This window comes from Enterococcus sp. DJ147D b (assembly GCF_058216655.1).
This window is the reverse complement of sequence record NZ_CM177104.1, coordinates 1,036,768-1,058,578: the sequence shown is the minus strand read 5'-3', so window position 1 is coordinate 1,058,578 and position 21,811 is coordinate 1,036,768. Positions and strand designations below refer to the sequence as shown.

General features: G+C 32.6%; 27 protein-coding genes. 3 read left to right on the top strand and 24 right to left on the bottom strand.

Features of this window, described 5'->3' with window-relative positions:
• Nucleotides 1–4: 4 nt before the first annotated feature.
• From AC4BD1_RS05150 to AC4BD1_RS05060, 19 genes are all read right to left on the bottom strand, one after another.
• On the bottom strand, nucleotides 5–397 hold the full coding sequence (locus AC4BD1_RS05150) for a conjugal transfer protein (protein WP_490485934.1): 393 nt from the start codon (nucleotides 395–397) through the stop codon (nucleotides 5–7).
• Nucleotides 398–409: 12 nt separating this feature from the next.
• Nucleotides 410–634, bottom strand: coding sequence for a hypothetical protein (locus tag AC4BD1_RS05145; RefSeq protein ID WP_490485933.1), 225 nt, complete (start codon nucleotides 632–634; stop codon nucleotides 410–412).
• Between the two features lie 2 nt (nucleotides 635–636).
• Nucleotides 637–1,620: a conjugal transfer protein gene (locus AC4BD1_RS05140; RefSeq protein WP_490485932.1), complete on the bottom strand. Its 984-nt coding sequence runs from the start codon at nucleotides 1,618–1,620 to the stop codon at nucleotides 637–639.
• On the bottom strand, nucleotides 1,601–2,059 hold the full coding sequence (locus AC4BD1_RS05135; RefSeq protein ID WP_490485931.1) for a hypothetical protein: 459 nt from the start codon (nucleotides 2,057–2,059) through the stop codon (nucleotides 1,601–1,603). Before AC4BD1_RS05135 ends, AC4BD1_RS05140 begins: the two co-directional genes overlap by 20 nt.
• Nucleotides 2,060–2,061: 2 nt before the next feature.
• Nucleotides 2,062–2,316, bottom strand: coding sequence for a hypothetical protein (locus AC4BD1_RS05130; protein ID WP_490485930.1), 255 nt, complete (start codon nucleotides 2,314–2,316; stop codon nucleotides 2,062–2,064).
• A 29-nt stretch (nucleotides 2,317–2,345) separates the two neighbouring features.
• Entirely contained in the window at nucleotides 2,346–2,900 is a 555-nt protein-coding gene (locus AC4BD1_RS05125) for a hypothetical protein (protein ID WP_490485929.1), read from the bottom strand.
• Between the two features lie 66 nt (nucleotides 2,901–2,966).
• Entirely contained in the window at nucleotides 2,967–3,581 is a 615-nt protein-coding gene (locus AC4BD1_RS05120) for a Phi-29-like late activator (protein ID WP_490485928.1), read from the bottom strand.
• Nucleotides 3,582–3,599: 18 nt separating this feature from the next.
• Nucleotides 3,600–4,883 carry a replication initiation factor domain-containing protein gene (locus AC4BD1_RS05115; RefSeq protein ID WP_490485927.1) on the bottom strand — a complete coding sequence of 428 codons (1,284 nt, stop codon included), beginning with the start codon at nucleotides 4,881–4,883 and terminating at the stop codon, nucleotides 3,600–3,602.
• Nucleotides 4,884–5,197: 314 nt separating this feature from the next.
• Entirely contained in the window at nucleotides 5,198–5,614 is a 417-nt protein-coding gene (locus AC4BD1_RS05110; RefSeq protein WP_490485926.1) for a hypothetical protein, read from the bottom strand.
• Between the two features lie 46 nt (nucleotides 5,615–5,660).
• Nucleotides 5,661–7,178, bottom strand: coding sequence for a cell division protein FtsK (locus AC4BD1_RS05105; RefSeq protein ID WP_490485925.1), 1,518 nt, complete (start codon nucleotides 7,176–7,178; stop codon nucleotides 5,661–5,663).
• Nucleotides 7,179–7,323: 145 nt separating this feature from the next.
• Nucleotides 7,324–7,872, bottom strand: coding sequence for an antirestriction protein ArdA (locus AC4BD1_RS05100; RefSeq protein WP_490485924.1), 549 nt, complete (start codon nucleotides 7,870–7,872; stop codon nucleotides 7,324–7,326).
• A 39-nt stretch (nucleotides 7,873–7,911) separates the two neighbouring features.
• Nucleotides 7,912–8,280 carry a HepT-like ribonuclease domain-containing protein gene (locus AC4BD1_RS05095; RefSeq protein ID WP_490485923.1) on the bottom strand — a complete coding sequence of 123 codons (369 nt, stop codon included), beginning with the start codon at nucleotides 8,278–8,280 and terminating at the stop codon, nucleotides 7,912–7,914.
• Nucleotides 8,267–8,596, bottom strand: a complete 330-nt coding sequence (locus AC4BD1_RS05090) for a nucleotidyltransferase family protein (RefSeq protein WP_490485922.1) — start codon at nucleotides 8,594–8,596, stop codon at nucleotides 8,267–8,269. The genes AC4BD1_RS05095 and AC4BD1_RS05090 overlap by 14 nt, the downstream gene beginning before the upstream one ends.
• A gap of 64 nt (nucleotides 8,597–8,660) precedes the next feature.
• Nucleotides 8,661–9,419, bottom strand: a complete 759-nt coding sequence (locus AC4BD1_RS05085; protein WP_490485921.1) for a class A sortase — start codon at nucleotides 9,417–9,419, stop codon at nucleotides 8,661–8,663.
• Nucleotides 9,416–9,709, bottom strand: a complete 294-nt coding sequence (locus tag AC4BD1_RS05080) for a hypothetical protein (protein ID WP_490485920.1) — start codon at nucleotides 9,707–9,709, stop codon at nucleotides 9,416–9,418. The genes AC4BD1_RS05085 and AC4BD1_RS05080 overlap by 4 nt, the downstream gene beginning before the upstream one ends.
• 51 nt (nucleotides 9,710–9,760) lie before the next feature.
• On the bottom strand, nucleotides 9,761–12,343 hold the full coding sequence (locus AC4BD1_RS05075) for a VaFE repeat-containing surface-anchored protein (protein ID WP_490485919.1): 2,583 nt from the start codon (nucleotides 12,341–12,343) through the stop codon (nucleotides 9,761–9,763).
• 306 nt (nucleotides 12,344–12,649) lie between these two features.
• Entirely contained in the window at nucleotides 12,650–13,711 is a 1,062-nt protein-coding gene (locus AC4BD1_RS05070; RefSeq protein WP_490485918.1) for a C39 family peptidase, read from the bottom strand.
• Nucleotides 13,712–13,987: 276 nt separating this feature from the next.
• The gene (locus AC4BD1_RS05065) at nucleotides 13,988–14,383 is read right to left on the bottom strand and encodes a DUF961 family protein (RefSeq protein WP_490485917.1); all 396 of its coding nucleotides are present in this window, start codon (nucleotides 14,381–14,383) and stop codon (nucleotides 13,988–13,990) included.
• Complete coding sequence (locus tag AC4BD1_RS05060; protein WP_490485916.1) at nucleotides 14,383–14,709, bottom strand: hypothetical protein; 327 nt, start codon at nucleotides 14,707–14,709, stop codon at nucleotides 14,383–14,385. Before AC4BD1_RS05060 ends, AC4BD1_RS05065 begins: the two co-directional genes overlap by 1 nt.
• Before the next feature lie 79 nt (nucleotides 14,710–14,788).
• Between AC4BD1_RS05060 and AC4BD1_RS05055 the strand changes: the two genes are divergently transcribed.
• The 3 genes from AC4BD1_RS05055 to AC4BD1_RS05045 all read left to right on the top strand — a co-directional run bounded on the left by AC4BD1_RS05055 (nucleotide 14,789) and on the right by AC4BD1_RS05045 (nucleotide 17,382).
• Nucleotides 14,789–15,340 carry a hypothetical protein gene (locus AC4BD1_RS05055; protein ID WP_490485915.1) on the top strand — a complete coding sequence of 184 codons (552 nt, stop codon included), beginning with the start codon at nucleotides 14,789–14,791 and terminating at the stop codon, nucleotides 15,338–15,340.
• Nucleotides 15,341–16,371: 1,031 nt separating this feature from the next.
• A complete protein-coding gene (locus AC4BD1_RS05050) occupies nucleotides 16,372–16,746 on the top strand; it encodes a helix-turn-helix domain-containing protein (RefSeq protein WP_349702475.1) in 375 nt (124 codons plus the stop codon).
• A gap of 18 nt (nucleotides 16,747–16,764) precedes the next feature.
• Nucleotides 16,765–17,382: an ImmA/IrrE family metallo-endopeptidase gene (locus AC4BD1_RS05045; RefSeq protein ID WP_490485914.1), complete on the top strand. Its 618-nt coding sequence runs from the start codon at nucleotides 16,765–16,767 to the stop codon at nucleotides 17,380–17,382.
• Nucleotides 17,383–17,715: 333 nt separating this feature from the next.
• Here the strand turns inward: AC4BD1_RS05045 and AC4BD1_RS05040 are convergent, their stop codons facing one another.
• The 5 genes from AC4BD1_RS05040 to AC4BD1_RS05020 are packed head-to-tail and all read right to left on the bottom strand — an operon-like array spanning nucleotide 17,716 to nucleotide 21,670.
• Entirely contained in the window at nucleotides 17,716–18,348 is a 633-nt protein-coding gene (locus tag AC4BD1_RS05040) for a CatB-related O-acetyltransferase (protein WP_490485913.1), read from the bottom strand.
• A gap of 57 nt (nucleotides 18,349–18,405) precedes the next feature.
• A complete protein-coding gene (locus AC4BD1_RS05035; RefSeq protein ID WP_490485912.1) occupies nucleotides 18,406–19,347 on the bottom strand; it encodes a glycosyltransferase in 942 nt (313 codons plus the stop codon).
• A 10-nt stretch (nucleotides 19,348–19,357) separates the two neighbouring features.
• Nucleotides 19,358–20,062, bottom strand: coding sequence for a tyrosine-protein phosphatase (locus tag AC4BD1_RS05030; RefSeq protein WP_490485911.1), 705 nt, complete (start codon nucleotides 20,060–20,062; stop codon nucleotides 19,358–19,360).
• 5 nt (nucleotides 20,063–20,067) lie between these two features.
• Nucleotides 20,068–20,835 carry a hypothetical protein gene (locus AC4BD1_RS05025; protein WP_490485910.1) on the bottom strand — a complete coding sequence of 256 codons (768 nt, stop codon included), beginning with the start codon at nucleotides 20,833–20,835 and terminating at the stop codon, nucleotides 20,068–20,070.
• The gene (locus tag AC4BD1_RS05020; RefSeq protein ID WP_490485909.1) at nucleotides 20,813–21,670 is read right to left on the bottom strand and encodes an O-antigen ligase family protein; all 858 of its coding nucleotides are present in this window, start codon (nucleotides 21,668–21,670) and stop codon (nucleotides 20,813–20,815) included. Before AC4BD1_RS05020 ends, AC4BD1_RS05025 begins: the two co-directional genes overlap by 23 nt.
• Between the last annotated feature and the right edge of the window lie 141 nt (nucleotides 21,671–21,811).

The window sequence follows — 21,811 nt, the reverse complement described above, 5'->3', positions numbered from 1 at the left end:
CTTTTCATGATCGTTTAAATGAAAATTCTTCCATTTCGTCCACACGTTCAAACGCCACAATTGGACGATTATCTAAAACAAACTGCTTCACATAAACAAGAAAATCTTTTATAAAACCAAAGGCATTTTTTCCATCAAATTCAGTTTCAGAAAAGAAACGTGCTAATTTATTAGGTAAATAAAGCATGAGCAAAAAATTTAAGTTCACACCAAAAATGGTTGGCAATTGAACTGTTTTCCAGAAAACAGCTACCATAATCACTCCAAAAATCAACATGAGTATGTATGGCAAACTGACTGGTTGAGCAAATACCCAAACAACTTTTCCTTTTGGCGACTTAATCACTTGCACAGAATAAGGGGCTTTTAAGCCCCTCGAATAATCATAATATTTCATAGCCATACCTCTCTACATACTGATTCCAAACAAATTCAGTACCCATTTAACCAAGTTAAAAATATTTTTTCCTTGGTTCATTGCAAAGTCATTCAAAATCAACGCAATCAAAATAACCGAGCCGATTTTTAACCACTCCGCACCTTTCCAGTGCTTCAAAATTAAAACAATAACACCAAACGCTAAAATGGTGATAAAACCTGATTTTAAGAAACTATCTAAATTCGCTGTATTCATAACTAATTCCCTGCCTTTTCTGTAAAGTAATGTTTAAATGTGTTCACAAAGTAAGAATTTTCAGTTTTAGAAATCCAAAGCGAAAAATCTTCTGTATGTTTTAAATTCGTTTCGATATTTTCAAAAGTAACGGATACTTGAACACCACGAACGCCTTCTTCCTTTGTTTCAAAATAACTCACTTCATTCGTATCAAAAGATACAAATTTATCCGCACCAGTTGCTTTTTCTGGTTCTTTCATCAACAACATCAATTCTTCTTTTTTACCATTCGCATATTTTTCAAAGAACATCTTTAAAAATTTTTCAATGGCTTGTTTTTCTTTTATTGGAACATCAACTTGTTCTTTTACTGCTTCTAATGCTTCTGTTTTCCCTTGTGGTAAAGTGGTCGCTAAAAAATAAGGACGGCTAACAATTGAAAACAGGTCATCTTTAGCTTGAATTGGAAGAACCATTTCTTCTTGAATGATTCTTGTCTTTTTCGATTGTTCTAGTTCATAGACAATATTTAAATGAACAAGTTTGCTTGTATCTGTTTCTTCCACTTGAACAACACTTGCTTCTTTAAACTTACGCGCAAAATCTTTTGTATGATTCTCTGTTTCATCAACGTTTTTTACATCAAATGATAAATACTTTGACAAACGATCTAAACGAGCTTTTTTGACATCATCTTCCCACTTCGTATTGTAATTGATATACTCTTTCACAAAATTTTGAGCATAAAAAGAAAGAGCCGATTCATCGAACTCTTTTTTCACAACTTCTTTTTTAGTTGACTGTTGACTGATTGTTTTAACTTCTGTATTTAAGCGAGTAAAATTACTTGCTACTGCATTCGCTCGAATAACACCAATCACAGAAAAAACAAAGAGAATAACTAGACCTGCCAAAACAAAACGATTTGCCTTTTTTTGCGTGATTTTTTTTACAGACGGCGTTTTCTCTTTCTTTTCTTTTTTCTTAATCTTCTTTAAATCCATTTTCTCCTCCTTCAATTAAATGTAAATTTTTTTCAAATGTATTTAAAAACACTATTTTGTTCACTCTTTCTGCATACATTCGATTCGCTACCGTTCCCAAATAAGATCGATAACTAGCTTTATAGAAGCTGTAAGAATAACTGTTATACCTTTTTTCACCAGTGGGCATTCGTTGATAGTAGCCCTCTACAATCAAGCAAGTATGTTCTAAAGGATACTCAGCAAAAAATTCTTGTTTAAAGTAAAGTGGTTCATCAACAATCCCTTTACTCATCAAGAATGCTTTTGTTTTTTCAATATGAACAATATCTTCATCATCAATCGGATTTATAGTTACACTAAATCCATAAAGTCTTAGCATTTCTGGTACAGAATACCTAGCATACTTTTTATAAAACTCACTTTTTTCTCGAAAAACGGGCATAATATTTTGTTTCATTATTATTGCCACAACTTATTTTTCTTTAAAAAATCTTTGGTTTCTTTATACATTTCTCCGTAACATCTTTCACCATATTCCTCTCTTTCAGATTGATTCATTTCAGAAAAACGTTTTGTATAAAAATGTTCTTCACTCATTGGAGAAGAAACCATCGCTTGATCAATTTGATCGTTTGTTAAGTGTGGTTGTTCAATCGCAATTTTTCGTCCAACTTTTCTCATTACTTCTCTAAAAAATTGTCTAAATTCATTCATTTCAAAATTCCTCTCTATTCTTAATCTCGTTACGCCATTTTTTGATATTTACGATACTCACAACGATAAATTTCATAAAAAGCTTTTAAAAGATAGTTCAGGCCTTGCTCGACAACATCATAAGATTGACTGATCCGCAAAATCTCGTAACCAACAGGATAATGGTCATGTTTGCGAAAATATTGTTGAGCCATTCTTCTCTCATGCTCCAGCATTCGATTGTAGTTATCTGGTGAATATAGATCACTTCTCATTTGTTTCAATAAGCGAATTTGATTGATATGAAGCTGTACAAATCCATATTCAGTCGTTACTTTTGTCACACGAGAAAATACTTTAGATCGTGCTAGAAAATTACTTTTTACTTCACCCTCTAAAATAATTAAATCAGGTGCCCGTTTGTGATTACGCACAAATTGTTCATAGAACAAAACAGCCATACGCTCCTCACAATTTAACAATTCTTCTTCACGTACAGTTAAATTTCTCACTCGATCACCAGTTAGAACTAAACGTTTAAAATCCTTCATATACCGCATAACATATTCATTTTTTGTTAAACCTTTATCTAATTTTCGTAGCAATTTCTCACCTTCCTTCAAAAAACTACACAAAAAAAAGAGCAAGAATTAGCATTCTTACTCAGACACTTATTTATCTAACAATTTTCCTTTTTGAATTTCCCATTCAAACCATTCAGAAAAATCTTGTTTGAAACCATCTACACTATATTTCTCTTGCAAACGTGCTTCTTCTTCATTTGACGGATCAAGATAAGTGGGCTTACCTTTAGGACGTGCATAAACCCCAATCCACGTAACGTAATCACCTTCAAAAGCCCCATCAATAATAAAATCTTTTTTGGTTAAAATATCTCGGACTTTTTGTTGCAACTCACTTGCATTATTAGGAACAAAATTTTTATATCTATCCAAAAAATCTGTAAATTCAGCAACCGTTAATTTAAATTTTCTGACAGCTAGGAAATAATCACTCCAATATGTCTTATCACTGAGTTTCATATACTTCTCGTTTAAGGGATACAAGTAATCACTTCTTTTCATTTCATATTGCCGAATAGTAATTTCAGAAGTCCCTATTGCTGTTCGTTTTTTTAGATAAGGAATGGTTAGTTCTCCCTCATTCTCTAGTTCTTCAATCTGTTTCATGATTCGATTCAGAGTGGCTGTTGTTTTATCTAGTTTTTCACTAATAAAACCACATTCCCTCGTAATCCGTAAAATAAACTCTCTGCTTACTTCCAATTCTTTTACCTCCCAAATTTAAAATGGATATTCTTCTTCTAACTCAAATTCTTGTTGCATATAATCACGCACTTCATTGTTGATTTCTGTAGTAAGCAACAAATCTTTTGCACCAATGCAAACTTGTTCAATCAGTTCCTCATGCTTTTCTTTCAATTCCGCAAAATCAATTCTTTCCATCAGTTCATTTGTCCCTAAGTAATTATCAATCAACTTAATCATTTTCAACGAAGGCGCAAGGTAATTCGATAACCACCGTAGTGTTTTCTCAATGGAAGGTTTTTCCCCTTGAACAGAAAGTTTTAAGCCTTCCAATTTGTCGATAACGTTATACCATTCTTGACAGTAAACCTTCATGTCATCTTCGATTTCGTAAACAGTTAAAGAAGCATTGACGATTTCTTTTACTAACCAGTCAAGACTTTCACCACTTGAAAGGAAATATTCGACAAACAAAAATGCCTTCTCATCAGAAAGCCTAATTTCATAACGATTTTTAATTCTGTAACGTTCCCGAGATTCTTCAACTGACATAGATTCTTTTCGAGCCAGTTCAAAATCCTTTTGATAAAAGTTGAAATAGAGTGGTGATTGACGGCTACCAAAATAAAGTGACAATCCTTTGTTAACCATCTTTCCACCCTCATAAGCAAATCCGCCGTTAAAATCAAAATTTTTAAATGTCGTACTGACTAACCCTTGTTCCATTTTTTCTTTTAACAGGTACAAATCAAAATTCTTTTGTCCGTCAACAATCAATTCATCTAATGCAATATCAATACGAGTAATTTTTGTATCAACAACAATATTTTTACCGAAAATATCATCATCATAAAGTGACCGAAAAAATTCAGTCCAACTGCGATTATTATCTTCCTCAAAAATTTCTTCTAATTGACGACAACCTTCACCAGACAAATCCAACATAGTACCCATATTGCTATCTTCTGGATTTCTAAACAAACGAATTGATCCATACGAAAATGTTTCTGTATAGTGATAAAAACCTCTTGGCTCATGTGTAAACCACTGCATATCCATGTGAAGTAATTTTTCAATTATCGTTTGAACATCTAAGGTTTTAAAACGAACTCTTAAAAAGTCAATTTTTGCTTCTACAGCAGTAGTTCCACCCTCCAAGTGAAGTTCTTGAATAATTTTCTTCTCAAGCTCCTTTGAAATCGTACGTTTGCCAGATTCAATCTTTGAAATGAAACTCCGCTCAATTTCTAACTTATCTGCTAATTCTTTCTGTTTTAAACCTAATTCTTTTCTATATCGCTTTAAATCAACACCTCTCACAATTAAAAACCTACTTCCAAAAAATGTGACAAGAATACTCAAAAAATGTGACAAAAATTGAATCGCTGTATCCCTTGCGGGACAAGGGAAGTAACTAACTTTTTTAAATGGGTTTGTCAATTCTACCCCCATGTTATAAAACGGGGGTAGATTGCGTGGGGCGGGACGAGCCCACCCCACGCACGACTAGCAACACTTGAAATATAACGTCACCACTTACGTTTTACGCATAAAAAGAGGTGTGCGCCTTGTGGCGCCACCTCTTTTCCTGCTACGAAGTTAGTGACAATTTCTAGCGGTCACTAGTCTCCGTACTATTCACCAATTGTTTTTCTTAACTGTAGTACTTGTTTTTTCAAATCAGCAACATCTTGTAATGCTTTTTTAGTTAGCTCAATCAACTTTTTCGTATTTTCTCTATTTTCTTCAAATTCCAATTTAGAAAGAGAAATTTCTACTGCTTTTTGCTTACCTTCTACAGACATAAAAATATCCCCAATAGCTTTATCTAAAGCAACATTTTCTGATCGCAAATGAACTAATTTTTGAAATTGTTCCAGTTGATTCGCATCAAAAACTTTATAGCTATAATTTCGCCCAATTTTATTTTTAGCATATTGACGTTGAAATTTTGTATCTGTATTTTTCTCAATTTTAATACACCACGATTTCAACGTTTTCAAAGAAATCGCATGATCTAATGCTAACAAAACATCATCAAACCCATACATTTAAACACCTCTTTCTTCAACATTTTCAGTATAAAATAGACAGTATTTAACTATTAAATTTGTTACTCAATTCATCAAGAAGCTCTGTTTTTGTATCCAAATCGTTGTCGATTTCTACCAGAGCTTCTTTTTCTTTCTCTAAATGTTCAGAAATTTTATTTGATAACTCTACTTTTAATTCATTTGAAACAGACCCACAGCCTAATTTTTTACCTATATTGATAAACTCATCAATAAAATTAAAATTATCAGGAACTAGTGGACTAAAAAATTCTCGAGCAATCTCTCCCCCACGAGCAAGATAACCACGACCATATACATTTAACCCATTGATTTTCTCAACAAATTTGAACTTTTTATTTTTGTTTTCATCACCAAAAATCATAAATAAACCAGTTTCTGACAAGCGTCCAACGCTCATGCGAAACATGAAATTATCACGTAGAGCCGTTTTAATAAATTCCCCATCGGGACGTTGCATAGCGACTATCAGAAAGATTCCGCATTGACGACCTTTTAGAACTAATTGGGACAAATACTCATCAAATTCGCCCTCTGTTCCATAGTCACTTGCTAGCTCTGCTTTAAAAGCAGCCAGTTCATCAATGATAATAAACTTTGGTTTCAAACCATAGAAAGCATAATTCTTTCCCATTGTGTACTTAGGACTATTATTCATCATTTCAAAACGACTGTTCATTAACTCAACACCATTTTTCAAACAAGACACAATATTTTCTTTCCCAGTATAAACTTTTCCCGAAAATAAAGGAAGTTTACCTAACGCCATCAAATCGCTATTCTTTGGATCACAAATTTCAATATCTGCCACCCCACACAGCGCATAAATTAGCGATAGTAAAGTAAACGTCTTTCCTCCGCCAGTTCCGCCTCCTAACAATAAATGCGGGTCTTTATCGAAATGCCAATACAAGCCTTTCATCAACTGAACTTTTCCTTTATCAGCTTGCATATCCGTGATTGAGATACGTTTATCATAGACATCAACAACTAGTTCATAAATAATGAAACCTTTTTCGTCAACTGTAGCAATATTATCTGCATGAAAAGCTGTTTCTAAAAAGCCACCAATTGATTCAAATTTTTCTTGAAACCTATTTCCAGACGTTTCAAACGAAACGAAGATACTCTCTTTTGACGATTTGTAATAGACTTTCGGGAATTTGATTTTTTCCTTCATCTTGCCATTATTTGTTTTAACCTGTTTTTTCGTATAGTAATTGTTGTCAATCAACATACGAGCTAACACTTGTCGCTGTTCCACCCTCGAAAAATAACCAGATCGAATGATTGAGGATTTTATCAGTAAGTTTATTAACAATAACGATCCAACCAAGCCACCTAAAATGACTAGCACTGGTATCACATAAACTTGCCACTCCTTCACATTCTCTGTCACTAAAGGATAGATTTGTTCATATGCAACAAAGTAACCCAAAACGGCTACTACAGGAGCAAGCAACAGCAATCTATATAGATTTAACAAATTTCTACTCGAATAACGAATACGTCGACCACGATACCTAAACAATTTTTTTATCATTTGCTTAACCCCCACACATAAAGTTCAAGCATTGAATAATAGATTTTAATAAAATCATTCGCTCACTCCTCATAAAAAAGTGATAAGTTCATAGAACCACTTATCACTTTTTTTTAATTCATTTTTACAATCTTTCTTATTTTCACTACATCAAATGAGTTTCGCTCAACTCTATACATAATCCATCTATGAAATAGTAATAACTCCCATTAAATCCCCATCTGTTACATTCTTTAGCAAATCCTTCGTAATCAAAATATCTTTCTAAAAATGGAATAAAATCAGAACTAGTTACACTACTGAAATATTTTTTCAATAAATATTTTCCTAAACTTGTGTAATTATCCACTCCTTCTACTTGTTGAAAACATCTACCTCCAGATAGTAAAACCTCAAATAAAAACTCATCTCCTCGTCCTCCTACTAATTCATCTAAATTATTAGAAATCCAGCTAGGCAAATTTTTTAAACTCTCTGCAAAATAATTCAATTCATTCAGTGAATAATTTAATGTAACTTTAAAAGGAGCTTCGTAAACTAAAATAAGACATTCTTCTTGGAAATCTCCTTTATGAATATTAAGTTCTCTAAAAATTTTTTCTTTAGAAACTGGTAACTCAAACCATTTTGAAATTCGGGTTCCTTTTCTGTATTCTTTTTCATTTGCTAAATAAAGTCTCACACTTGTCTTCAATTAACTTCCTCCTAACAAAATTCATAAACTTCCATAATGTTACTTAGATAGTTGCATGCTAAGAATTTCTTGCTGACAAAATTCTGCGTACACAGGAATAAATATCGTTGCAAATTCAAAAACAGTTTTCTTACTCACATTACTATACGCATGCGCAAACAAATTACGAATATACCTTAACCTTCGCCAGTTTACTTCACCATTATTTTTTTCTTTAAATTCTGCTGATAATTTATTGGCTAATTCGCCAACCTGCATGAGCGACATACTGACTGCATGAAAAAACACCCGATCGTTCGCAAAAACTTCGTAGTTTCTACCAAAACGATTGAGTGCTGATTTTATATCTTCACAATATATGAGCGTAGCTTTCAACGTACGCAAGTCTTTGCTATCATTTTCTCTCAAAGATTTTAACTCTCTCCTTCAAAATTCTTTCAAAAAATTCTTTTTGATAGCTTGTCTGACCTGATTCTAAAAATACTTCAATTTCGACTAAATCAATCTCATGTTCCACAGCTTCTTTAAGATCATCAAAAAAATCACTATAGACTAACCAACGATTTTCTTCCGAAAGTCCCTTCGTACTCACTAAAAAATCAATGTCGCTTTGCTGATCTGCTTCATTTCTTGCATATGATCCAAAAATATAAATAATTGGAATCTCATACTTTTCCGCAACAGGTTTCACACGATCTTCAATTTCTTTAACCGTCAAAATCATTTTAAGCACCCTTTCCTCAGTATTTTAAGCCATTATAAGCTACAAAAGAACAACAATCAATTTTCTAATTTACAACTTTTGCACGAACCATATAACGACCTGCCGTTCCATCAATCGAACTATCACAAGTAATCAAAGTTAAAATCCCTTCACCTTGTGAGTCCAAAATGACCTCACCATCATTTTTTGTAATATGCTTTACTTCTGTCACTGTGTAATACGCCATATCGGAATAATAAGTAACATAGATACCACTACCAACTTTTACATTTTTGATTCCACCAAACAATAAACCTGCATCAGTCATGTAATGCCCTGCTAACGCAAAATTACCTCTACCAAGTTGCTGATTTGCTTTCATGATTCCTGCACCGACAGATAAATTTTCTTGGCTAACACCTTCCAGAATAGGTAAAAACATGCCAATATTAACAATTTCAATTCGTCCTACACCAAAAGAAGAAATAACTTTTTCTGGATTGACTTTTTCCATATCTTCTAACGTAAGTGTTTTAACATTTTTTCCGTTATAATCAACTTTTTTTCGATCAATAAACAAATTAGTAGTTGAACTATTTTCAGTAGCAGAACCTGCTATTTCAATTGTATTTTCTTTGTTATTACTAGTAATGATTTTTTCTTTTTTCTTCATTTCATCAAACGCTTTTGATTGAACCGTTTTCGTCATTTTATCAAAGTGATCTTGTTGATAATTTGAATAAGCATAAAAACTTAACCCACCTATTCCAATCAACAAGCAAATACTCACTACTAGCACAGAAACAATGGAGCGGCGTTTCTTTTTATTTTCTTCTATTTTCATTTTGCTTCCTCAATCAAATCAAAAGTTTTTGCAAAAATACCAGGTTTGCATGGATAAAATTCTCCATGAATACCTCTGACTATATAATCTCCATTGACTGCTTTAGCAATCGAATCAATTGTTTTTATAGAAATTTCCGAAATAGGACGTCCTTTCCCTGCTTCCCACGCACTATCCGAAATAATACTAATATCTAAAAAATTCGCACCTAAAAATTCTTCAACTTCTTGAATATTTGAACCATCAAACAAAACAACATCAACAATTATTGGCTTCTTTTGAGCTCTCACCTTAACCTCCAGATTTTACAAAAAATAGGAGTACCAAAAAATGATACTCCCTCAAAAATTATTTATTGAACTATTTTTACGTTTGAAGACAAAATAAACAGAACCTGCCACAACTGAAATACCTGCTACAATCAAGCCAATCAAACCTTTATTTTGATAATTTTGTGAACCAGTCTGAATAATTTCTTTTGGTACTTTATCAATTTTCACCGTCTGATTTTTGTCGTTAATATCCGCATGACTAACTACTTCTTTACCATTTAATTGAATAGACTCAAAAGCAACAAGTTCTTTGTCATCTAAACCAGACGTATTAAAGGTAAATTCAACTTTTACTTTGCCACTCGGTTTTTCCGCTACAAATTTAGCTGATCCTGTCACTTCTTTACCATCAACTAGCAATGCTTTTCCTGTCATTTTATCCATCAATTTTCCTGTGACAGTATATTCTTTGCCAACAATCAATCCATCATAAGCAACTTCATCAACGACCGTTACTTGTTTTTCAGTGGCTAATGTTTTGTCGTTATCGGCTTTATCTGTCGCTGTCGTACCAATTTTTGGTGTCTTTTTGTCAACTTGGACGGTTTGCCCTTTGTCTTTAATATCGGCATGAGTTGCGACTTCTTTATCACCTAATTTTAGATTTTCAAAGACGACAAGTTCCTGTGAATCTAAACCAGACGTGTGAAATTTAAAGTCAACGTTAATTTTGCCATTCGGTGTTTTCGCAATGAACTTCGCTGATCCTGTGACTTCTTTTTTATTGATTAGCAATGGTTTGTTCGTTGCTTTATCCATCAATTTTCCTATGACAGTGTATTCTTTCCCAACAATTAGACCTTGATAAGCCACTTCATCAGTAACAACTACTTCTTTATCCGTAGAAAGCACTTTGTCCTTATCGGCTTTATCGGTTGCAGTCGTACCAATTTTCGGTGTTTTTTTGCCAACTTTGACCGTTTGACCTTCATCTTTGAGATCCGCATGAGTTGCAATTACTTTACTTCCCAAATAAAGATTTTCAAAGACAACCAGCTCTTTGTCATCTAAGCTAGTCGTGTTAAAAGTAAACTCAACATTTTGTTTACCTGTCGCACTTTTCGCAGTGAACTTCGCTGATCCTGTGACTTCTTTTCCGTCCACTAGCAACGGTTTCCCTGTTGTTTTATCCATCAAGCTACCTTCAACCTTGTACTCTTTACCAACGACAAGACCTTTATACGAAACAGCGTCAACAATTGTGACTTCTTTGTCTGGCGCAAGAATTTTGTCATTATCGGCTTTATCTGTCGCAGTTGTGCCAATTTCTGGTGTTTTTGTTGCTACTTTAACCGTTTGACCTTCATCGTTAATGTCTGCATGACTAGCCACTTCTTTGTTGTCTGCTTTCATGCTTTCAAATGCCACTAATTCTTTTGCGTCTAAGCCTGCCGTATTAAATTTGAACTCAACGGACACTTTGCCATTCGGTTTATCGGCAACAAATTTAGCGGAAGCTGTGACTTCTTTTCCATCAACTAGCAATGCCTTTCCTGTCGTTTTATCCATTAAAGTACCCGAAACGGTATACTCTTTACCCACGATCAGATTTTGATAAGCAACTTCATCAACTACGGTTGCAGTCGTATCTGGCGCTAATGTTTTATCATTGTCTGCTTTATCACTAGCAGTTGTTCTAATCACAATATCCTTTAGTTTCCAGTTGATTTTCTGTTCATTGGTCTTATGCTCATCATTCACACTAATCAATGAGTTCGCAGGCTGAACAGCGGATACACCACCATATTTAAAGACATGGACGGTTTTCACATCACCTTGTGAAATAATCTTTAGTTCACCTGAAGGCGTTCCTTTTTTCACTTGAATGGTGATTTCTTGATTCAATGGTAAATTATCTTTTGAAAGAACTTTTCCGTTTTTATCAATAATACGCAAGCCTTCAATGTCTTTATCAAAACTTACGCTTGCTTTCCCATCGGTTTTACTTGCCTCTGTTTTAAATTTGTAATTATAGTAAACATCATCTTCTGACTCATTGACTTTTTTCAAATCATACGTGGTATCTGTTGACGTTTTGCCATTCCAAACATGATCCCAAATTTTATTGAAGGCTTGTTGCACACGAGCGGTTTCTTCTGGCGTACGCTCTGGCGTTGACCAAATAATTTCAGAAGCTTTAAAGTTCCCAGATAGAACCCACGAAACTAATTGTGTAGCATAACGAGCTTCTTGTGTATTGGCTACTGGCAAACCATTTAAATTCCCTTTTGTTCGATAGCCTGCTTCATACATACGATAAAACTCATCACCAAGTTTTCCTTGCAATGCCAACGTGTGACCGTTTGGCGCAGGCTTTTCAGAATCCATACAATACGCTTCTGTTCCGTTTTTATCTACAAAATCGTGCGTAATCATATAATCAACGTTGCCATTTGAACGTTGAACACGAATATAGCCTTTAATTTCACCACCAACTAACGAATAGTTCATATCTTTTGGTGCAGTATAAGTAATAGAAGCTTTTTCTTTGCCACTGCTTTCTGCATTGGCAAAACTACTACCAATCCCTGTACCTAAGCCACCTAAACTCAATAATAATGCCGAATATAAAAATACCTTTTTGTGATTCATTTTCTTCCTCTTTTCATCATTTTATTCATTCCTTGTGGTCTTTATTTAGAACATGGTGCTCGAATCATGTGTATCTGCCTCCTTTTTGACAAAAGAAAAAGAAACTCACCAAAATAAGTTCCTAAAAAAATAAATCTCTCAAATAAATAAAACCTTCAAACAAAACGTTTCCTAACAAAATTACAGGTAAAACAATTGGAGCACTTACATAAAAAAAGATTGTTTTCATAATATTCCCTTCCAAACAAAAAAAGGACTTCTATTTTTTAGAAGTCCTTCCCTAATTCACTATTAAATTTTAACTAATTATCGTACAGCAACTGCCATTCCAGTTGTATTAAACGCATTTTGATACGTGCCTGCATTGATCCATTTTGCACCAAACACTGGATCAACTACGTGGTACGCACCGTCTTTAAAGCCATCGACTAATACCACATGCCCATTCCAGACAGCTCGTCCCCAAGGCATTTGTTTAAACTGTGGTGACGCATAATTATAAGTGATCCAAGTCACAACTGGATTGCCATTTCTGATTTCATTTTTAATTCCATTTGTTCCTTGACCAGTAATATTCACCGCATTTCCACCAACTTTTTTTGCCCATTGAACAACCGGATCAGCCATCATTCCTTGATACGTGCCAGAAACATTGTGGCGCCATTCACCTGAATAACCATGATAGGGGTTATTGTCACTCGCACGTGGCATTGAGTTAACAAATGTCAACAAATCTTGATTCGTTACGCCTTTATAACGTAACGCTTGTAGCAATGAAGCCCCTTCACACAGCATGGTGTTTCCTTGCCAAACAACTGGCACATTCAATACTTTTTCATTGCTTGGAGCTGGTGCACTACCGGGGCTCGCATACCAACCTGTTCCCTCGATTTTCCAACCTTGTCTACTAATAATGCTCGTTTCATTTTGATCTAAGGTGTAATGGTGCCAATTCACTTTTTTACTGTACAAACGAGTAACGGGAACACCACCATTGCCTTTATAAGAATAAAAAGCAATCCCTTCATATGTCCAACCAGTATGAGAAATTTTATCTCTTTCGCCTGCATCAATTGTGTAGAAGTGTTCACCATTATAACGATTGTATAAACGATAAACTGGTGAGCCACTTGTTGGCGCTTGCCATGCAACACCTTCATAATTCCACCCAACGCGTTTCAAATTATCCCTTTCGCCAGTGCTACGCGTATACAAATGTTCCCCACTGTATTTGTTGAACAAGCGATACATCGGAATAGTACTCGCATACGTTTCGATAGTTTCATCAGCAAATGTCTGTTGAATACCTGCAAAACCAATTCCACACAACAAAGTTACACCTAACAACAATTTACTTTTTCGCTTCATTTTTATCCTCCTGTTTACATAAATTAAAATAACTACTTTTATCTTTTTTGTTTCGCTTCTATTCCAGCAAGTACTAACTTATTCAACCTTTCTACATAGACAATGCTACTATAAATCAATAACAAGGTTATGGATACAAAAAAACAAAATAATTATTTTTATGCAATCTTTTACATTTATAGAAAATAAAAAACACAATATACTCATCGTGTCAAAAATGTAAAAAGTAACTTTCCTTTTTGTTAGAAAGAAAAACTAACCATGCTTATTTCCTATCTAACTTTCCTTCTTTTCCTTTACTGGTGGGAGTATTCCCTTTGTAGAAATCTTTTTTACACCTGCTGCCCGAATTTTAAACGCTTGTTCAGATTGGACAGAATTGTTATAACCTTCGTATGTGCTCAACCACGCACGAGCAGTGACATGACCTGTCAATTCAATTTCATCGTCATAATCAATGTCTTTTACTTCATAATCTGGAGCAATCGCAATTTCTACTTGATCGTTCAACTTTTTAGAATAAATAGTCACACGCTGTTCACGTACAATTTCAGTCACTCGATTATCTGTATCACGTTCAAAAATTTGTTCAACTTCTAAAAAATTCATTTTCCCAAAAGTCTTTTTAATGTCAATATCTTCAATTGTATTATCTTTGAAATTCAATCCCATTATTTACTTCCTCCTGCAACTGCCAATTTTTTTGCATAGACAACCAAATCTAACGAGCGACTATTTCCAATATTGTTACGTTTTGCACTGATACGAACAACTGGATCAACCAAACTTACTTCTTCTCGACCATCAAAGAACTGTGAATTTCTTAAACCGGGAACAAAAATTTCAAAATCAGGTTGTTGTGCACTAGAAGCCGAAAACACCCGACCTCGAATGGGACTTCCATTTACATACATATCTCGCTCTGCACGAAATACTGCTTTAATTTTATTGCCTAATTGCTTTTCATTCAAAGCTACTTCTTGAATACGATTTGCCAAAATAATTCCTTCTTTCAAAATATTTTTTTGTTATAATTAATTAGCTAAGATTAAAATCAAACCAAAGGAGCCATATATTTTGAATCTAAATAACTTAAATTCAGTAATGGGTGCTATCAATATACTATGGGGAATTTATAATACGAAAAAGACAAATTCTCTTTCTTCTACACAAAAATATGCTTCTAGATTAATAGAAAAGATATTTATTCCTTTTTATGAAAATATCGAATGTAATTTATTCGTAAATATAACAATAGAGAATAAAAATGAAGTGATAGATCATTTAACAAGATTACACCGCACCTTAGTCAAGGAAAAATTACTATTCTATATTTCTGATAACTTATTAATTCCATTAGAAAGTCTTGTTCAAACACAGAACAAGTCCATAAAGCCTAAAAAACTTAATAAAATGTATCAAAAATTCTCTAAAAATTACTACAATGAATTAAATAGAACAAGAAAAATTATTGGATTAAGACCAAGAACTCCAGATTTCAGAATTCACCACAAATTATATCGATTTAAACTTCAAACCTATATTTGGTCGAATCTCGAATATATTGTTATATTTGCTTTTATACTTTTTCAATCTATTCGAGGTATTTATTTATTGTTTAAAAAATAGATTAATTGGATGCATTCAAGAAAAAATATTACTCCAGAAAATAATACGTTCATCCAATCTCTTTCTTTTATAAAATAGATCATCCCTATAAACATTATACTTATCACGACAATCGAAATATAAAAGTCACACAATACACATCACCATCTTACTTCTATAGTTTCAAACAAAAAAACACAACCAGAAAAACTAGCTGTGTTTATACATTTATTATTAAGTCAAGTTTACTATTCCTTTTAGAAAAAATATTTTCCAACAAATGAAAAATAGCAAACTAATCTTATGATTCTTTTTCATGGTAGTAGAATGTTTGGTTGATACAGTCTAAAAGTTCGCCTAAGCTATGAAATAGACTCATATCCATTCATTTCATAGAATCAATTCTTCAACGGCTAGTGAAATTCCTTCACATCTCGGCACATTAGATAGACCTACCACATACGCTAAACAACACTCCTCCTTTTGCTAAGCCAAAATCAAGTCTTTCCTTTCAACTTGATTCGAGCAACTATTTCCAACGTGTCATCACGACATGGTTATAAGAAATAATTTGATTACTTAAAATAAACACCTCTCATATACCAAGCGGAAATTACTCCAATGTTTTCAACGCCCTACCACATTTTGTAGTCAAAACAGAAAACCTAGTCCTTGATATACGCCAGAAACCTTTTATCCCAAATTAATCATTAGCATGGCTCTATTTACAGATTCCATTGCCAGCTTGTGCGCCATTCATCGGCTGGTACACGCCACCTCAAAAAGACTGATAACCTCCAATGAAAAGTTCATTCTTGAATTATTCCGTCAAATCGCTTAGAATGAAATTGTCTAGATTTATTCTGAGCGTTTGCGAAACAGAAATTCATTTTCTTCTCGCGAATGCTTTTTTGTTTATTCGTATATAGTTAAACGTTTTGTTTAACTTAACTACATAATAGAGCGTAAAAATATAAAAGTCAACACTTTTTGTTTAACTTTTTAAATTTGCTACACAAAAAGTTTATAATAAGAGAAAGGAGGCATCTCTGTTGCAAACATTGTCTGAAAGATTAACCACATTACGTGAAGAACATGAGTGGACTAAAACTTACGTTGCTAAACAATTAGGCTTAAAAAATTTAGGAACCTATGCAAATTGGGAATACGGCACTAGAGAGCCCGATAATGAAATGCTTACTAAAATAGCAAATTTATATAAAGTAACTACCGATTATTTATTAGGCTTAACTGATGATCGTTCTATTATTTCTGAAGGTGATAGTGTTGGTAATAACATACTTTCACATTTCAGATTAAATACTGCAGATATGGACGTTGAAGATATTGAGGAACTAGAAGAAGAATTAAACGAATATTTAGACTTCTTAATTCAACGTGCAAAAGCAAAGAAAAATAAAAAATAGGTACGGAGTATTATTCTTTTGAACGGCATTGTTGATGGTCTTTACTTTGAGGTCTCAGACCTCGCGAATGGTATTGCAAAAAAGACAGCTATACACTTTTCAAAAAAGATTGAAGAAATTAAATGTCATGACATCGAACAATACATGATTGAAGTTGAAAATGTTGAATTTGTAGATTATAACTTTAAAAACAGTCTAAACAAGAAACTACTTGGATCGATCAACAAAGTCCAAGGTGAATTCATTATTACCACGAATACAAACTTATTATTTGAATACAAAAACTTTACAAAAATGCATGAGATTATCCACTACTATAGGGACTTTTCCTATGATAGTAAATCTCATGCATTTTCTGATTTAATTTTACAAAAAGACTATCTACCTGAAGACTTCGATAAAGAAATCGCAGCAGACATTGGAGCTAGTATTCTAATGGCTAACGACCAAGCCCTAAAACATGCGTTAGAAAAACTAAAAACATTTGACCAAATAGCAAATTACTTCTGTATACACAAGCCCGCACTAAAAATAAGAATCATGCACTACTTGGAATTTACTGAAGGATATACTTCAAAAGAAACGTATAGGTTATTTAAAAAATATTACTGTAGAGATAAATTAGCCCCTTTGTAATATCAATCAAAAAGATTATTGTTTTACAATGTATATTCCTACAAATTAAAGACCTCTTGATGCAAAGTTTTACTAGACATTTTGATTGAATATATCACTGGAGATTTTATTGAATTTGGATTCTACACGGTTCTATTTTTTATGATTATTTACTAAAAGAATGGAACAGAACAAGAGAAACAGAAAAAATTAGCTTAACAAAAGAAAGCAAAATTTATTAGATTTATAAAAAGGAGTAGCGCATTTATCCATTTCGCTACTCCTAAATTATTTTCAGTTCTATATGCATATGCTACTTTCAAAAAATACAGTTTATTGAACCTACGAATCTTTTTATTTTTGTAACTTATTTATAATTTCATTAACTTGTTTCTGATTTTCAATTGTTTTAGATACTGTTGAATAATTTTCCATAACATGTTTTAGGCTTAATTCAGCAAAATTTATTTTATTGAGTTCAGTAATAATCGTGTCATCAAATCGATATTTCTTTACCTTACAAGGATTACCCACTGCAATAGCATAAGGTGGAATATCCCTTGCAACTACACTCCCCGCTCCTATCACTGCACCTCGTCCAATTGTTACACCTGAAAGTATCATAGAACCGTGGCCAATGTATACATCATCTTCAATAGTTATTGTTCCTTTAGAAAAGGCTTCTGGTAATTTATTCCCATATTTTTGATTAAAGTTGTAAGTACTAAATCGATTAAGATAGTGACATCCTCCAAGTAGAAAAGTTACATTATCAGCTATTGATACATAGTTTTTAATAACTAATTTTTCATTGGTTAGTTTGTAACTACGGATATTCAAGTTCCCATAGGTCCCTTTCCCAACAGTAATCTTATTTAGAGGAACATCGGAATGCAATACGGTAAAATTATGTCCATTTAGTTTACGATATTTTTTTTGCAAATTTTTCAAATTTACATATTTTTTCATTTGAGTAAAGAAGTACATACTCACTCTCCTTACAGTAAAAGTAGATAGTTATAATTTTATATCTCTCCCAAAAATCTAATTTTTTTTTGCAAATAAAACATTTTTATATTCTGACAATACTGGGTGGTTTGAAGGCGATGCGTATTCAGAGTAACATTCAGAGTAGTTAATTACGCACTTTGTAATACTCCATAAGTTTCTTTTTTTGTAACCATTAATTTTCAAAGAAAGATAAGCTTCCAGATTTTCTAGTTTATTTTGTTGTTGTGTTTTTCTATCGTCAGTCTTATTATCCATTTGTTCAAAGTATTGCTGTAGAAGTTTTAAATGTGCTTGTTTATTTTCAAGCATTGTAATTATTTGTCCTCTATTTAGCTTTGTACCGGAGACATTGTTCGCATGTCTGCGATACTCTATCATGGGATATTCACAAATCGCCAATGTTTCATCTAGAGCACTGCACCACCATAAAAGTGCGTCGTGAGGCATGGATTCAACCCAGAAATGTTTAATTTTTTCAAAAAAAGATTTTCTAAAAACATATGTGCACCCTGGTCTTCTTACTCTAAAATTATTGTAATCAAAAGCTATCTTCACTACTTGATAAGAATGAGGAAAGGCATTTATTTTATAACCAAATTCATCAATTTTATCAAAATTACTTGCTAGTACATTTATACTTAGATCCCTTTCCATGTACGATAATAGTAATTTCGCCTTTTCCCTTAACCATATATCATCTTGATCTGCTAAAAAAATCATTTCATTAGATGCTTTATTAATCGCTGACATAAAATTTTTTTTCCAACCAAGTGTCACTTTATTCACATAGAGTCTCCAATGTACTAGCTTATAACGATGAATAAATTCTTCAATGCACTGAACCGTCCCATCTTGTGAACCATCATCTATAATAATCACTTCATGCGCTTCTAAACTTTGATTTTTAATTGATTCTAATTGCTCTAATAAAAATTCTTCACCATTAAATGTTGTCATTATAACGGTATATTTCATCATAGTCCTCCTAAAATTTATCCATATTATTGAGAATTTTTTCAACGGCATATGATTCTTTTTTATTTAATTTTGTTATTACTTTATCTATACAGAATCCACGTTCTTTGGTATTGTGCGCATCTGACGCTAAATAATCAATCAACTTAGCTCTTAACATTTTATATACAAACCTCTTAGATAAATACCCATTCCTTCCTATAAAAGAGTCGGCATTTACTTGCATTTGAACACCCATTTTTTTTAATTCTACAATCAGTTGCAAGTCTCTTTTTAAGTGGTCATTTCTCTCGGGATGAACCAATATAGGAATTACCTTTAATTGAATTAAATCACAAATCATCTTATCAAAGTATTGAGGTATCTCTGTTTTTGGTAATTCTAATAAAATGTAATCTCTACTTTCATTATCACGTAACAGAAAAAGATTATCTTTTCTGAGCTCGTTTATTAAATTAGGGACAATCGTTACTTCATGTGCCAAACTAATATTCATTTCTAACTCTTGTACTTCTGAAAAATGAATAAATTGCTCATAGATTGTTTTAACTTGATTATTTGTCAATTCAAAAGGAAATTTATGTTTATGAGGCGTGCAATAAATTTTATTGATATTATTTTCTTTTGCTTGTTTTAGTAATTCAATGCTCTCTTCAATACTTTGTGGGCCATCATCCACATTGGGAAGTATATGGTTATGAATATCTGTAAACATGTAGATCACTTCTCCTCCAATATTTCAGCTAACGTTTCTTGTAAAAATTTTGGGAAAAAGAAGCGAATATCCTGATGCTTTTGATAATCCTCTATATCCATCTTAACAATCACACCATTTTTTTCCCGAAAATCACTAATCAAACTTTTAATATGTTCTTGATACATATGATCATTTATAGAATAATGCAAATAAATTTTAGGAAGAGTTTCCTGATTGCTCAGCATATTCGGTAGTAAATAATTTAATTGTGCTACCTTTTCGACTTGATTGCATTCATTCCCTATCATAGCAGTTAAAATTGGTTGCTTTACGGGTGAATCCGTTAAGTAATTACCTAAATAATATGGATTACCACCAATTATCAACTCGGTTGCTTGTAGTTTTAAACCAAAATACATTGCAGCATACCCACCTTTACTGGAACCAACAAAAATTACCTTTTTATAATTTTTTTTATTAACTATTTTCTCAATTACTTCGGTTACCTCTTCTTCTAAGGAAAAGTCGCCTTCTTCTGCTAGATAAAATGCGCCTCTTTTCTTATATCCAAAAGAATCTAATAAAAATAATTGATCTGCTGCTATATTTTTTAACGTTTTTGTATAATTGTAGGTTGCTTGTAGGCCTTCCCTAGGAAATGCACTAAAAATGACTACTAATTCTGTATTAGTTCTTCGCTTTTTTTCTAAATATCTAAGTTTAAAATTACCTTTTTTGTAAGTCTTGCTGATTAGCTTATAATATTGTTTAAGCAATGTTCTCTTTATCATAATTTTCTTCCTCACTATAGGTTGCTAATGTTGCTAGACAAACGCCTAAACATATCCAGATGATTCGCATTTCAAAAATACTGCTACTGCCTATTGAAGCACCCAGAAAACATAAGATTAAAGAAATTGTTGAAAAAAATATAGAAAAATTTTTTTTAGCTGTTAATAAACTTCCTATTAACGTAGAGCCTAAAAAAATTACCATAGGTAATAATCCAAAAATTCCTGTATCAGATAAAATTGCTAGAAAAAATTGATGAACGCCCATTACTTTATTAGTAATTTGAGAAGCAATCAATGGATTTTTCACATAGTAAAATACATAATGCGGAGTAGTCCCTACACCAATTCCCATAAAATGATGTTGTTTGCACAATTCCCAGACATATAGGTAAATATTTTTTCTCTCATTTGTAGAATTTGTTTTATTTAAAAATCGATTTAATACTTCGACTAAGTAACTATATTGGGTGGCTAAAAACATACATACAACCAACGTTCCTAGACTTAAGATAACTATTTTTATTTTTTCTTTATTTAAGATACTATTTATAATGTATAGGATTAAGACCCCCATCAACGATAATAAAGCACTACGTGAATTAGTATTATAAATAACAAACGTAGAAGATGAAATCATTAATAAATCCAACAACATTTTCATATATATATTTTTAAAATTCGTTGCCAAAAAAATAATTAGAAAAAATACTAAAATTGACGCATAATCATTTGTATTAACCATCATACCTGTCGGTCGGTAATCAATATAATTATGTAAATTAGATGCCGAGTATTTCAAATGGGATCCTGTCAATACTTCAAAAATTCCCAAGCCTAAGACTACTGGAAAATTAAGGTTTAACAAAAAATAAATTTGTTTTATTTTTTGTTTATTTCCGAAGTAGACAACAATAAAGAACAAAAGATAAAATGCTTCTAATTGATAGTAAAGTGCACTTAAACTTAGGAATAA